General features: G+C 62.7%; 11 protein-coding genes. 8 read left to right on the top strand and 3 right to left on the bottom strand.

The window, feature by feature from the left end; all coding sequences use genetic code 11:
- Positions 1-65: 65 nt before the first annotated feature.
- Positions 66-716 (bottom strand): GNAT family N-acetyltransferase, encoded by a 651-nt coding sequence (locus KI237_RS10985; protein ID WP_212799825.1) that lies wholly within the window; start codon positions 714-716, stop codon positions 66-68.
- A 177-nt stretch (positions 717-893) separates the two neighbouring features.
- Here KI237_RS10985 and xthA point away from each other — a divergent pair, with 177 nt between their 5' ends.
- From xthA to KI237_RS10970, 3 genes are all read left to right on the top strand, one after another.
- Positions 894-1,706: an exodeoxyribonuclease III gene (gene xthA / locus KI237_RS10980; protein ID WP_003203684.1), complete on the top strand. Its 813-nt coding sequence runs from the start codon at positions 894-896 to the stop codon at positions 1,704-1,706.
- Positions 1,707-1,932: 226 nt separating this feature from the next.
- Positions 1,933-3,267, top strand: coding sequence for a substrate-binding domain-containing protein (locus KI237_RS10975; RefSeq protein ID WP_212799824.1), 1,335 nt, complete (start codon positions 1,933-1,935; stop codon positions 3,265-3,267).
- Between the two features lie 135 nt (positions 3,268-3,402).
- Positions 3,403-3,699 (top strand): DUF6124 family protein, encoded by a 297-nt coding sequence (locus KI237_RS10970; RefSeq protein ID WP_212800720.1) that lies wholly within the window; start codon positions 3,403-3,405, stop codon positions 3,697-3,699.
- Positions 3,700-3,884: 185 nt separating this feature from the next.
- On the opposite strand, the gene KI237_RS10965 is transcribed toward KI237_RS10970, so the two are convergent.
- Positions 3,885-5,123 (bottom strand): M20/M25/M40 family metallo-hydrolase, encoded by a 1,239-nt coding sequence (locus KI237_RS10965; protein WP_212799823.1) that lies wholly within the window; start codon positions 5,121-5,123, stop codon positions 3,885-3,887.
- Between the two features lie 85 nt (positions 5,124-5,208).
- A complete protein-coding gene (locus KI237_RS10960) occupies positions 5,209-6,294 on the bottom strand; it encodes a diguanylate cyclase (protein ID WP_212799822.1) in 1,086 nt (361 codons plus the stop codon).
- Between the two features lie 259 nt (positions 6,295-6,553).
- Here KI237_RS10960 and KI237_RS10955 point away from each other — a divergent pair, with 259 nt between their 5' ends.
- The 5 genes from KI237_RS10955 to hglS all read left to right on the top strand — a co-directional run bounded on the left by KI237_RS10955 (position 6,554) and on the right by hglS (position 12,895).
- Positions 6,554-7,483 (top strand): alpha/beta fold hydrolase, encoded by a 930-nt coding sequence (locus KI237_RS10955; RefSeq protein WP_212799821.1) that lies wholly within the window; start codon positions 6,554-6,556, stop codon positions 7,481-7,483.
- 153 nt (positions 7,484-7,636) lie between these two features.
- Positions 7,637-9,136 carry a glycolate oxidase subunit GlcD gene (gene glcD, locus KI237_RS10950; protein WP_212799820.1) on the top strand — a complete coding sequence of 500 codons (1,500 nt, stop codon included), beginning with the start codon at positions 7,637-7,639 and terminating at the stop codon, positions 9,134-9,136.
- Positions 9,136-10,194, top strand: coding sequence for a glycolate oxidase subunit GlcE (glcE, locus tag KI237_RS10945; protein ID WP_212799819.1), 1,059 nt, complete (start codon positions 9,136-9,138; stop codon positions 10,192-10,194). The genes glcD and glcE overlap by 1 nt, the downstream gene beginning before the upstream one ends.
- A 15-nt stretch (positions 10,195-10,209) precedes the next feature.
- Positions 10,210-11,430, top strand: a complete 1,221-nt coding sequence (gene glcF / locus KI237_RS10940) for a glycolate oxidase subunit GlcF (protein ID WP_212799818.1) — start codon at positions 10,210-10,212, stop codon at positions 11,428-11,430.
- An 88-nt stretch (positions 11,431-11,518) separates the two neighbouring features.
- Positions 11,519-12,895 (top strand): 2-oxoadipate dioxygenase/decarboxylase HglS, encoded by a 1,377-nt coding sequence (gene hglS, locus KI237_RS10935; RefSeq protein ID WP_212799817.1) that lies wholly within the window; start codon positions 11,519-11,521, stop codon positions 12,893-12,895.
- Positions 12,896-13,133: the final 238 nt, after the last annotated feature.

The following is a 13,133-nucleotide window of genomic DNA, read 5'->3' as shown; positions in this document are numbered from 1 at the left end:
GGCGCGGATGCTATCACGAGCGTAGGTGCTTGATAGAGCCGGACATTTCGCAAAAGTTCGGCCGACTATGCCGTTGCGCTTTGCAGAACCTGCGGGTTGGCGTGGAAGAACACATGCTCGCGGATCGGTCCTACCGCCACTTCGCCGATTTCCTCGTAACCCTGGCGCTTATAAAACTCAAGGTAACGTGGGTTGCCGGTGTCCAGTACCACGCCTTGGGAGTGCTCATCCACCGCACACCAGTTATGCACCGCCTCAAGCAACTGTTCGCCAAAATGCTTGCCCTGAAACTGTGGGTGCACCCCCAGTAGAGGCAATACATGGACCGCATCCGACGGCAGGCAAGCCACCACCGCCGCGTGATAATCCAGGTAGCGCCGGGTGCAACGAAAACCAGTGCTCAAGACCATACGCAGGCGCCAGGCCCAGCTTTCGGTGATGCCCAGGCGCCGCTGCGGCGGGGCGATCAGGGCGATTCCGATCAGGCGGTCGTTGACCAGCAAGCCGATGGCCGGCAAATCCTGGAGAAAATGCTGCTTGACCAGCTCACGCACCGTGGCCCGTACCCGCTGTTCATAGCCGGGGCGCTCGGATTCGAACAGGTAGCTGAAGGTCGGCTCGTGGCGATAGGCCTGGTACAGCAACGAACGGGCTTCACGGGAATAACCACTGTCGAGCATATGGATGTCGGCGATGGCGGTGGCGGTTTCAGGCATGGCGTTGGTTCTCCTGGGGCGAGGCTCGGTGAGGCCCTGCTCTTATTGAGTACGAACCCGAGAGGGTCGTGATCGTTCCTACATGCAAAGGACATTAGCAGCGCATTTGTCCTACTGCCACGCTGGCTCCCTTCCCACATGTCAGCTAGCATCGCAGTTTTGCCAGGACAGTCGACCATGAAGATCGTCTCCTTCAACATCAACGGGCTGCGCGCTCGTCCCCATCAGTTGGCGGCGCTGATCGAAAAGCACCAGCCGGATGTGATCGGGCTGCAGGAAACCAAGGTCCACGACGAACAATTCCCCCTGGCCGAGGTGCAGGCCCTGGGTTACCACGTTCATTACCATGGGCAAAAAGGTCACTACGGCGTCGCCCTGCTCTCCCGCCAGGCGCCGCTGAGCCTGTACAAAGGCTTCGAAGGCGATGACGAAGACGCTCAGCGGCGCTTCATCTGGGGCACCTTCGCCGATGCCAACGGCGTGCCGGTGACCATCATGAACGGTTATTTCCCACAAGGTGAAAGCCGCGACCACCCGACCAAATTCCCGGCCAAGGAACGTTTCTACAGCGATTTGCAGCAACTGCTGGAAAGCCGCTTCAGTAACGATCAACCGGTGGTGGTAATGGGTGACGTGAACATTTCCCCGGAAGACTGCGACATCGGCATCGGCCCGGACAACATGAAGCGCTGGCTGAAAACCGGCAAATGCAGCTTCCTGCCGGAAGAACGCGAATGGATGGCCCGCCTGAAGAACTGGGGCCTGGTAGACAGCTTCCGTCACCTGAACCCGGACGTCACCGACCGCTTCAGCTGGTTCGACTACCGCAGTCGCGGTTTTGAAGACGAGCCCAAGCGCGGCCTGCGCATCGACCTGATCCTCACCTCCCACGGCCTGCTGCCACGGGTCAAGGATGCCGGGGTGGACTATGAGCTGCGCGGCATGGAAAAACCGTCGGACCATGCGCCGATCTGGTTGCAGTTGAGCTAAATCCGGGGCATCCACACCAACCCTGTGGGAGCAAAGCTTGCTCGCGATACAGACGCCCCGGTTTAACGGCGGGACCGTGTCATCGTTCATCGCGAGCAAGCTTTGCTCCCACAACACACTGCTCCCGCACCACTCTGCTGCGCCTGACAAGTCGCAACCCTGTCACCTTTCAGTAACCTGACTGACTTAATCTTCCGGCACTTCCTCGGGTTCAGAAGGTGCCGGCATGCGGCTGCGCGTTGTCTTTTTCATCGGCCTCTGGCTGCCGTTCATGGTATCGGCCGGCAGTTTGCCCGTTCCCGAACAGGGCCCGGCCCTGCGCCTCCAGGGCTCCAACACCATCGGCGCAGCGCTCGGGCCGGCCCTGGTCAGGGGCTTGATGGAAGATCAGGGGCTGCTCAGGGTCAGCAGCGAAATCACCGGTCGCGACAACGAGCAGCGCATCGTCGGCCAGACCGTAGACGGCCGGCGGGTGGAAGTGGACATCGCGGCCCACGGCTCCAGCACCGGTTTCGCCGCCCTCAAGCAGGGCAACGCCGACCTGGCCGCCTCTTCGCGACCAATCAAGGACAGCGAGCTGAAGGAACTGTCGTCCCTGGGCGACCTGAAAAGTCCTACCGCCGAGCAGGTCATCGCCATTGATGGCGTGGCGATTATTCTTCATCCGCAGAACCCGCTGCGTCAGCTTGATACCGTGCAACTGGCGCGAATATTCAGTGGCGAGGCGAAAACCTGGGAAACCGTGGGCAGTCTCGGCGGCCCCATTCATCTCTATGCCCGGGATGAACAATCCGGCACCTACGATACCTTCAAGGAACTGGTCCTCAGCCGACAGGGCAAACGGCTGGATCCTTCAGCACGGCGCTTCGAATCCAGCGAACAGTTGTCCGACGCGGTCAGCCAGGACCCTCAGGGCATCGGTTTCATCGGTTTGCCCTACATTCGCCAGGCCAAGGCACTGGCGATTGTCGACGGTGATTCCCAACCCATGTTGCCGTTGAACAACCTGATCGCCACCGAAGACTATCCCTTGTCTCGTCGGCTGTTCTTCTACTTGCCCCCTCGGGAAACCAACCCGTGGGCCACGGCGCTGGTTGAGTTCACCCAAAGCGACCAGGGCCAGGCCATCGTCGCGGCCAATGGGTTCATCGCCCAGACCGTCCAGGCCATGGCCGTCACGCCGAATGCACTGATGCCCGAGGGTTACCAGGCCTTGAGCCGCCACGCCCAACGCTTGACCGTGAACTTCCGCTTCGAAGAAGGCAGCGCCAGCCTGGACAACAAGGCCCACCAGGACCTGGGCCGCGTGCTCGACTATATAAAGCAGCACGGCAAAACCGACCGGCGCGTGACACTGGTGGGGTTTGGCGACGCCAAGGACGATCCGGCGCGGGCCGACCTTCTGTCCAAACTACGGGCCATGGCGGTGCGGCGTGAACTGGTCAGATACGGCGTGGCGCTGCGCGAAGTGCGAGGGTTCGGCGCGCTGATGCCGGTGGCGGCCAATAATGAAGACGAAGGGCGGATCCGGAATCGGCGGGTGGAGGTTTGGGTCTACTGAACCTGGTCAAGCGGCGCAACACAAATTCCTGTGGGAGCAAAGCTTGCTCGCGATGCAGGCACCTCAGTTCGCCAGGAGACCGCGTCATCTTCATCGCGGGCAAGCCTTGCTCCCACAGCGGGACGGTGCGGGAGCTTGCTCCCGCTGGGTGGCGAAGCCGCCCCAAAACGGATTGACCCGGTATTCCAGCGACACCGCAGCCGCCGGTTTTACGACTGCTGCGCAGCCGAGCGGGAGCAAGCTCCCTCGCCACACACCGAATCCCTGCTCGCCAACCTCAGCGAAACCCTGGCCTCGGCCAATGCCATGCCCAGCGACCTGGCTTTCGATCTGGAAGGCTCAAGGCGCCACATTGCGCTGGGTATCCAGCAATTGATCGAGTTGAGTGGGCAGATGGCAAACCGCGCGCTGGACAACGTCGAAGCGCGCTAGCTGGCTCACCCAAAAACCCTGTGGCGAGGGAGCTTGCTCCCGCTGGGCTGCGCAGCAGCCCCAAATGGGTTGACGCGCTCTTTCAGGCAGACCGCATCAGCCGGCTCTACGACTGCTGCGCAGCCGAGCGGGAGCAAGCTCCCTCGCCACAAGAGCCTGCGTATCCTTAAAGAACGGGCAGCGCGTTACCGCCCCGCCAACTCCATGATCATCCGCGACAACAGATAAATCCGCGGCACCACGCTCTCAACTTCGGCGTATTCCTCCGGCGTATGAATGTTGCCGCCAACAATGCCAAAGCCATCCAGCGTCGGTGTGCCCACCCCGGCCGACAGGCTGGCATCCGCCGCCCCACCGCTGCCTTCTTCGGTGAGTTTGCGCCCCAGTTCGCCGTAGATACCTTGGGCCATGGCCATCAACCGGTCCGACTCCGCCGTCTGCGGCATCGGCGGCAGGCCGCGCTTGAGGCTGGTGGTGACTTCGGTGTCGGCGATCAATTTGTCCTGCGACACCCGGGCCAGGTCTTTTTCGATGCGGTCGAATTCCTCCGGCACCGCCGCCCGCACGTCAGCCTTGGCGCTGGCCCGGTCGGGGATCACGTTGGTCCGGTCGCCCGCCTGGAGCACCGTGAAGTTGATGGTGGTTTTCTTTTGCGCGTCGCCGAGCTTGCCCAGTTGCAGAATCTGATGCGCCGCTTCCATCGCCGCATTGCGCCCCAGTTCCGGCGCGACACCGGCGTGGGATACCTTGCCCTTGACCTCCACCAACGCCGTGGCACTGCCCTTGCGCCACACCACCAAGCCATCGGCCGGGCGCCCCGGCTCGAGGTTGAGGGTCACGTCATGGGCCTTGGCGGTTCTCTTGATCAGGTCGGTGGCCAGGTCCGAGCCGGTTTCTTCGCTGGCATCGAGCAGGAAGGTGATCTGCGCGTAATTCTTGAAATCGAGGTTCTTGAGGATCTTCAACGCATAGATCCCGGCGACGATGCCACCCTTGTCGTCCATCACCCCCGGCCCATAAGCGCGACCGTCCTTGATGTGGAATGGACGCTCGGCGGCCGAGCCTTCCTTGAACACCGTGTCCATGTGGGCCATCAGCAGGATCTTCGCCTTGCCAGTGCCCTTGAGGGTCGCCAGGATGTGTTGGGTACCGTCTGAATTCGGCACCTTTTCAATGGTGGCGCCCAGCGTCTTCAATTCGTCGATGGCAATGTCACCGACCTGGGTCAGCCCCGCTACATAACCGGAACCGGAGTCGACATTCACCAGCCGTTCCAACAGTTTGAGGGCTTCGCCCTTGTATTGTTCGGCGTCGGTCAGGACTTGCTGGTGGGGCTGCGCAAAGGCCATGGGGGCGAAGGCGCCAAGGGCCAGGCTCAGGCCGAGACTGACGGCCAGGCGAGTGCGAAGAGCGGTCATCGTCATGATTTCATCCTTGTTCCGTATCGAAAGAGTGCCACAGGCACCCTACCCGACAATGAACCAAGGCTCTAGACAGCAGGTGGCCATCTCAGAGGGAAATGACGGCCTCCGCCGACACCTGCCGATGCCGGTGGCAAGTGACCCGGTTGCGTCCGGTGGTCTTGGCTGCGTACAGCGCCTGGTCCGCATCGCTAAGCCAGAGGCTCGCGTCGCCATAGGCCGGGTTGAACGCCGCCAGGCCAATGCTCAAGCTCACCTTCAGCGCCGGGTCCTGCTCGTAGCTGAGGGTCGCGAAACGCTCGCGCAAACCGTCCATGGCCTGCACGGCGTTGTGCAGCGTCAGGTCCGGCAGAATCACGCAGAACTCATCGCCACCATAACGCCCGACCACGTCGGCGGCGCGCAGGTTTTGCCTGAGCAGCTTGCCAAGCTGGCGCAGCACGACATCGCCGGCCCCATGGCCGTAGGTGTCATTGATGACCTTGAAATGGTCAATGTCGATCAGCGCAATCGCGCCATGGGGTAGCTGCTCCGGTGGCTGACGCAAGCAACGCTGGAACTCCTCGTCGAGGCGATCTTTCCAGGCGCCATGGTTCAGCAACCCGGTCAGGCTGTCGGTACGACTCAGGGCCAGCAACTCGCGCTTTTGCCGGCCCAGGGTGTAGGCCTGGCGAAAGCAAAACCAACCCAGTGCCATCGGATACAGGCACAGCAACGGCAAACAGGCGTAGATCTGCGCCGGGCTGGTCATGGGCACGCTGGTCAACGGGAAGATCAGCTCACCCACGACAATGCCTGCCACTTGGGCCAGCGCCCCGATAAGCAGGAAACGCAGGCCGCCGATGGCAACGTTGTTCATCGCCATCATCGCCAACGTGACGGCCGTGGGCAGCGGATTGAACTGCATCGCCGCGACCCAGAAGCCGCCAAGAAAAGCGTCGATCAACAAATTTCGGTATTCGGCGTGATACGGCACCGCGCATCGGCGAGCCCACCAATAAGACAGATGCGGCCAGAGCAGGCCGTTGAATAGCATGAAACCCCAGACCCACGGCGCCGGCTCGAGGGGAAAGACGGCAGCACTCACCAACAGCAACCCCAGCGTCAGGCCCAGAATGCGCGATATATACAGCCTCCTGGCCAACGTCCGTCCCTTTTTTCCCGTTTTTTGCATAGAAGCCTCTGCACTGCGGGTTTCCCAGGTCATTGGGACGGGGGGTCGCTTGGAGTCTATCAGGGCAGCATCAAATAGCCACCACTGAATGAAGGGGTATTTATTCTCTTCTAAATGTCGGGCCCTGCCGCGAATTTTGGCTATACATGAGTCATCCGGGGGCTGTCATAGCCAGTAGCAAAGCAAATGCGGCCATCTCATCGCGATGTGCTCGGGTTTCAGCTTCACTTAACGGTATCTGACCCATGGAGGGCAAAACATGCTGGTGTTGTGGGTAGTCCTTGCCGTGTTTATCGCCTGGAGCTGGTTGACGTATCCAGGCATCGGCCATGTGCTGTACGACATGGGCATGGCGCTGGAGGCACGTCTCTACCGGTTGCACAAGATCATCGTCCCCATCAGCGAGATGACCGTCTCGACCTGGCAAGGTGGGCCTTATGAAGCGTCCGGCAGCATCCTGATGCTGCATGGCTACAGCGCCGACAAGAATCTCTGGCTACGCTTTGCCCGGCATTTTGTCGGCGACTACCGGGTGGTGGTGCCCGACCTGGCCGGCCACGGCGAAACCGGCTTCAAGGCCGGTGGCGGCTATGACATCCCGACCCAGGCCCGGCGGGTCATCGAATTGCTCGACGCCTGTGGCCTGGACAAGGTCCATGTGATTGGCAATTCCATGGGCGGCTACCTCGCCGCATGGCTGGCGGCCACGTCGCCCGAGCGCGTGCTGACCCTGGCGCTGATCGATCCGGCCGGTGTCACCGCACCCCAGGCCAGCGACATGGAACGCCACCTGGCCGCCGGGCATAACCCGTTCCTCGTCGACTCGCGGGACGATTTCGCGCCGTTCTACGCAATGACCATGGCCTCCCCACCCTGGGTGCCCAGCGTGGTGCTGGCGGCCATGGCCGAACGTTACGAACAGCGCCGCGATGAACTGGCGGAGATCTTCGTCGATTTTCGCGCCAGTCCGCCGATGGAACCGCGCCTGGCCGACATCCGTGCCCCGTCGCTGCTACTCTGGGGGCGCAAGGACCGGCTGATCGACGTCAGCAGCGTGCCGGTGTGGAGCAAGGGCATCGCCGATTTGCGGGTGGAAATCTGGGACGGTATCGGCCATATGCCCATGGTCGAACGACCGGGAAAAACCGCGGCGCTGTACCGGGAATTTCTCAAGGGGTTGGGGCAGTGACGGCGATGCAAAAATAACAGAATGAACCCCCTGTGGGAGCGAGCTTGCTCGCGATAGGGATGACACATTCAACATGAATGCAAGCTGACACACCGCCATCGCGAGCAAGCTCGCTCCCACAGGGATTAGTGGCGGCAGAGGGGTATCGACTGCATGAACATCCTCTACGACGAACACCTCGACGGCCCCTTGCCCAAGGTGGACAAGCAGGTCCTGCTTCAAGCCTTGCAAGCACAGATTCCAGACCTGGACATCCTGCACCGCGAGGAAGACCTCAAGCCCTACGAATGCGACGGCTTGTCAGCCTATCGCACCACGCCCCTGCTGGTGGTATTGCCCAGGCGCGTCGAGCAGGCGCAAGCGTTGCTTAAGCTCTGCCACGGGCAGAATGTGCCGGTGGTCGCCAGGGGCGCCGGGACCGGTCTGTCCGGCGGCGCCCTGCCTCTGGCAAGCGGCGTGTTACTGGTGATGGCGCGGTTCAACCAGATCCTGCACATCGACCCCAACGCCCGCACCGCACGGCTTCAGCCAGGTGTGCGCAACCTGGCGATCTCCCAGGCGGCGGCGCCGTTCGGGCTGTATTACGCACCGGATCCGTCGTCGCAGATCGCCTGTTCCATCGGCGGCAATGTCGCGGAAAACGCCGGTGGCGTGCATTGCCTAAAGTACGGTCTGACCGTGCATAACCTGTTGCAGCTGGAAATCCTCACCGTCGAAGGCGAACGCCTGACCCTGGGCAGCGAAGCCCTGGATTCGCCGGGCCTGGACCTGCTGGCACTGTTCACCGGTTCCGAAGGCTTGCTGGGGGTGATCACCGAAGTGACGGTCAAACTGTTGCCCCGGCCCCAGGTCGCCAAGGTGCTGCTGGCCAGTTTCGATTCGGTGGACAAGGCCGGGCGGGCGGTGGCCGACATCATCGCCGCCGGGATCATCCCCGGCGGCCTGGAAATGATGGACAACCTGGCGATCCGTGCCGCCGAAGACTTCATCCACGCCGGCTATCCGGTGGACGCCGAAGCGATCCTGCTGTGTGAACTGGACGGAGTCGAAGCCGATGTCCATGACGATTGCGAACGGGTCCGCCAGGTGCTGCAACAGGCCGGTGCCACCGAGGTGCGCCAGGCGCGGGACGAGGCTGAACGGCTGCGGTTCTGGGCCGGGCGCAAGAACGCCTTCCCGGCGGTGGGGCGCCTGGCGCCGGATTATTACTGCATGGACGGCACCATCCCGCGACGCGCCTTGCCCGAGGTCCTGCAGCGCATCGCCAGCCTCGGTGCCGAGCATGGCCTGCGCGTCGCCAACGTCTTTCACGCCGGTGACGGCAACATGCACCCCCTGATCCTGTTCGATGCCAACCAGCCTGGCGAACTTGAGCGTGCCGAAACCCTGGGCGGGAAAATCCTCGAACTGTGCGTGCACGTGGGCGGTAGCATCACCGGCGAGCACGGCGTCGGCCGGGAAAAAATCAATCAGATGTGCACGCAGTTCAACAGCGACGAACTGAACCTGTTCCACGCGGTAAAAGCAGCGTTCGATCCCCGAGGCCTGCTCAACCCCGGCAAGAACATTCCCACCCTGCACCGCTGCGCCGAGTTCGGTGCCATGCACATCCATGGCGGGCAGTTGCCGTTTCCTGAACTGGAGCGTTTCTGATGAACCGCCAAGCCGACCAGGACGCCAGCGCCCTGCTGCTCGAACAGGTCAATCGCGCCCGGGCCGACGCCACGCCGCTGCGCATCCAGGGTTCTAACAGCAAGGCTTTCCTGGGGCACGAAGTGGCCGGCGAAGTGCTGGACACCCGCGTGCACCGTGGCATCGTCCACTACGACCCCACCGAATTGGTCATCACGGCCCGGGCCGGCACGCCATTGCGCGAGCTGCTCAGCGCCCTCGACGCCGCCGGGCAGCGGCTGCCCTGCGAACCGCCGGCGTTCGGCGACGACGCCACGGTCGGCGGCATGGTCGCTGCCGGACTATCGGGACCACGTCGCCCGTGGGCCGGCTCGGTGCGCGACTTCGTCCTGGGCACGCGCCTGATCAGCGGCCACGGCACGTTGCTGCGTTTCGGCGGCGAGGTGATGAAGAACGTCGCCGGCTACGACCTCTCGCGCCTGTTGACCGGCAGTTTCGGCTGCCTGGGGATGATCACCGAAGTCTCCTTGAAGGTCCTGCCCAAGCCCCGTCACAGCCTGAGCATTCGCCTGGAACTGGACAGCACTGAGGCGTTGGAGAAACTCGCCGAATGGGGCCGCCAGCCGTTGCCCATCAGCGCCGCCAGCCATGACGACGGCTGCCTGCACCTGCGCCTGGAGGGTGGCGAAGGCTCGGTCAGCGCCGCTCATCAACGTTTCGGTGGTGAGGTGATCGACGATCAGTACTGGACGGCACTCAATGAGCACCGGCTGGCATTCTTCGATGAAGGCTTGCCGCTGTGGCGCCTGTCATTGCCCAACCACACCGGCCCCCTCGCCCTGCCCGGCACGCAACTGATCGACTGGGGCGGCGCGCAACGCTGGTTGAAAACCGATGCCAATACCGTGCAAACCCTGGCCCATGAAGTGGGCGGCCATGCCACCTGCTATCGTCAGGGTGCCTGCGATACACCGTTCCAACCGCTGGCCCCGGCACTGCTGCGCTATCACCGGCAACTCAAGGCCCAGCTCGATCCCCTGGGGCTGTTCAACCCTGGGCGGATGTACCCGGAGCTTTAGTTCAGGACGCTAACTATGCAGACTCGGTTCAGTGAGGAAAGCAAAAATCTGCCCCGCGCCGAAGAAGCCGAGCGGATCCTGCGCAGTTGCGTGCATTGCGGTTTCTGCAATGCCACCTGCCCCACTTACCAATTGCTCGGCGATGAACTGGACGGCCCGCGCGGACGCATCTACCTGATCAAGCAAGTGCTCGAAGGCCAGCCGGCGACGGCCAGCACCCAACTGCACCTGGATCGCTGCCTGTCGTGTCGCAACTGCGAGACCACCTGTCCATCCGGCGTGGATTATCACAACCTGCTGGACATCGGCCGGGCGGTGGTCGATCGTGCCGTGCCGCGCCCCGCCGGCCAACGCGCGCTGCGCCTGGGGTTGCGCAGCCTGGCCGCCAGCCCCGAGCGGTTCAAGGCCCTGCTGCGTCTTGGGACGGTCTTGCGTCCGTTGCTGCCGGCGAACCTGATCGCCAAGTTGCCCCGCCCTTCCCCGCCTCACGGCGAGCGCCCGCCTCTGCGGCATCGGCGTACGGTGTTGATGCTCGAAGGTTGCGTGCAACCGGGCCTGTCGCCCAACACCAATACCTCGGCAGCGCGGGTACTGGATCGACTCGGCATCAGCGTGATCCCCTGTGCGCAAGCCGGATGCTGCGGCGCGCTGGATTATCACCTCGACGCCCAGGCCACCGGGCTGGACCGCGCCCGCCAGAACATCGACGCCTGGTGGCCACACCTGGAAAACGGCGCTGAAGCCATCGTCCAGACAGCCAGCGGCTGCGGCGCATTCATCAAGGACTACGGGCATCTGCTGGAACATGACCGTGCCTACGCCGCCAAGGCCAAACAGGTGAGTGAACGGGCACTGGACCTGGTGCAAGTGCTCGGCAAGGAACCGCTGGAACAGATCTGCGCAGCCAGGAACCAGCGTATCGCCGTGCATTGCCCCTGCACCTTGCAACACGCACAGAAACTCGGTGGCAGCATCGAAGCATTGTTGACGCGGCTGGGTTTCAACCTCACCGAGGTGCCCGACGGCCATTTGTGTTGCGGCTCGGCCGGCACCTATTCGCTGACCCAGCCGGCCCTGGCGCGGCAGCTACGCGACAACCGCCTAAACGCGCTGGAAAGTGGCCAGCCGGAGCTGATCGTCACCGCCAACGTCGGCTGCCAGAACCACCTCGACGGCGCTGGTCGCACGCCCGTGCGGCACTGGATCGAGCTAGTGGATCAGTCCCTGGCAGAATGAAGTCCTGAAGATTCTTCGTTTGCCGGGGCTGGCGAAGGCTGCGATCTTTCGTCCAACTTTCCCACAGCCCTCGCCAGGAATTCTTACGATGAGCTTCGTCAGCCCCGACCTGATCCGCCAACGCTTCTCCAGGGCGATGTCCGACATGTACCGCGACGAGGTGCCGCTGTATGGGACCCTGATGAAGCTGGTGGAACACACCAACGCCCAAGTGATGGCCGAAGATCCGGTCCTGGCCGCACACCTGCGCAGCACTGGCGAACTGGAGCGCCTGGACCTGGAACGCCACGGTGCGATCCGCGTCGGCACCGCCACCGAGCTGGCGACCCTGGGGCGTCTGTTCGCGGTCATGGGCATGCAGCCGGTGGGCTACTACGACCTCACGCCTGCCGGGGTGCCGGTGCATTCCACCGCCTTTCGCGCCGTGCACGAAAGCGCGCTGCAGATCAGCCCATTCCGGGTGTTTACCTCGCTGCTGCGCCTGGAGCTGATCGAGAACACCGAGCTTCGGGCCTTTGCCGAGGCTGTGTTGGACAAACGGCAGATCTTCACCCCCAGGGCCCTTGAGCTCATAGAGCTGGCCGAATACCAGGGTGGCCTGAGCGAGTCCCAGGCTGAGGACTTCGTCCTGCAGGCCCTGGAAACCTTTCGCTGGCACCACAGCGCCACCGTCACCGCCGAGCAGTACCGGCAACTGAGCACCCAACATCGCCTGATCGCCGATGTAGTGGCATTCAAGGGCCCGCACATCAATCACCTGACGCCACGCACCCTGGACATCGACATCGTCCAGGCCCGGATGCCCGTGCACGGTATTACCCCCAAAGCCGTGATCGAAGGCCCACCCCGTCGCCAATGCCCGATCCTGCTGCGCCAGACCAGCTTCAAGGCACTCGACGAACCTGTCGCCTTCACCGACCAGTCGCAGTCCCAAGGCAGCCACAGCGCCCGCTTCGGCGAAATCGAACAACGTGGCGCGGCCCTCACGCCCAGGGGCCGCGCGCTCTACGATCAATTGCTGAACGCGGCGCGCGACGCGCTGGGAGAGTTTCCCAACGAAGCCAACGCCGCACGCTACAACACGCTGATGAGCGAACACTTTGCCCAATTCCCTGACACCCACGAGGAACTGCGTAGACAGGCCCTGGCGTACTTCCGTTACTTCGTGACGCCAAAAGGCCTCGCCGCCAAGGGCACCGTCGAGCAAACGGCCTCGCTGGAACACTTGCTGGAGCAGCAATACCTGCGCGCCGAACCCTTGGTGTACGAAGATTTCCTACCGGTCAGCGCCGCCGGTATCTTCCAGTCGAACCTCGGCGATGCCGCCCAGAGTCACTATGCCGGGCAGTCCAATCGCCAGTCGTTTGAAGAAGCACTGGGACGGGCGACGATCGATGAGTTGGGCCTGTACGCCGAGACACAACAGCGCTCCATTGATGAATGCAGGGCTGAGATAGGTATGTAGGAAGTTGCTCTACGGACCTGCCGCCAAGCACAATGATCAAGCCGTTACAGCCGAGGGGCCGGTAGCGCGAGCCCGCTGCGCAAGAGAGTGCACGGCACTGGGCGGCGCCTTACACATATTCCGCTTCTCCCTCGGCAGGAACATTCAAAATAAAAACACAACCAATTGATATACATAGTTTTTTTATTAATGGCATAGCTCTTGATAGCCCTCAGGCCACCTCGGACAACTACTGTCC

It is taken from the genome of Pseudomonas sp. St316 (assembly GCF_018325905.1).
Lineage (GTDB): Bacteria > Pseudomonadota > Gammaproteobacteria > Pseudomonadales > Pseudomonadaceae > Aquipseudomonas.
Note: the sequence above shows the minus strand (reverse complement) of the source record. Positions and strands in the feature narration are given on the sequence as shown.

What these genes read in the sequence shown, in the direction of transcription:
- xthA (WP_003203684.1), top strand. Translation starts at nt 894, where the DNA reads ATGAAGATCGTCTCCTTCAACATCAACGGGCTGCGCGCTCGTCCCCAT.
- KI237_RS10975 (WP_212799824.1), top strand. Translation starts at nt 1,933, where the DNA reads ATGCGGCTGCGCGTTGTCTTTTTCATCGGCCTCTGGCTGCCGTTCATG.
- KI237_RS10965 (WP_212799823.1), bottom strand. Translation starts at nt 5,123, where the DNA reads ATGACGATGACCGCTCTTCGCACTCGCCTGGCCGTCAGTCTCGGCCTG.
- hglS (WP_212799817.1), top strand. Translation starts at nt 11,519, where the DNA reads ATGAGCTTCGTCAGCCCCGACCTGATCCGCCAACGCTTCTCCAGGGCG.
- glcE (WP_212799819.1), top strand. Translation starts at nt 9,136, where the DNA reads ATGAACCGCCAAGCCGACCAGGACGCCAGCGCCCTGCTGCTCGAACAG.
- KI237_RS10985 (WP_212799825.1), bottom strand. Translation starts at nt 716, where the DNA reads ATGCCTGAAACCGCCACCGCCATCGCCGACATCCATATGCTCGACAGT.
- glcF (WP_212799818.1), top strand. Translation starts at nt 10,210, where the DNA reads ATGCAGACTCGGTTCAGTGAGGAAAGCAAAAATCTGCCCCGCGCCGAA.
- KI237_RS10960 (WP_212799822.1), bottom strand. Translation starts at nt 6,294, where the DNA reads ATGCAAAAAACGGGAAAAAAGGGACGGACGTTGGCCAGGAGGCTGTAT.
- KI237_RS10955 (WP_212799821.1), top strand. Translation starts at nt 6,554, where the DNA reads ATGCTGGTGTTGTGGGTAGTCCTTGCCGTGTTTATCGCCTGGAGCTGG.
- glcD (WP_212799820.1), top strand. Translation starts at nt 7,637, where the DNA reads ATGAACATCCTCTACGACGAACACCTCGACGGCCCCTTGCCCAAGGTG.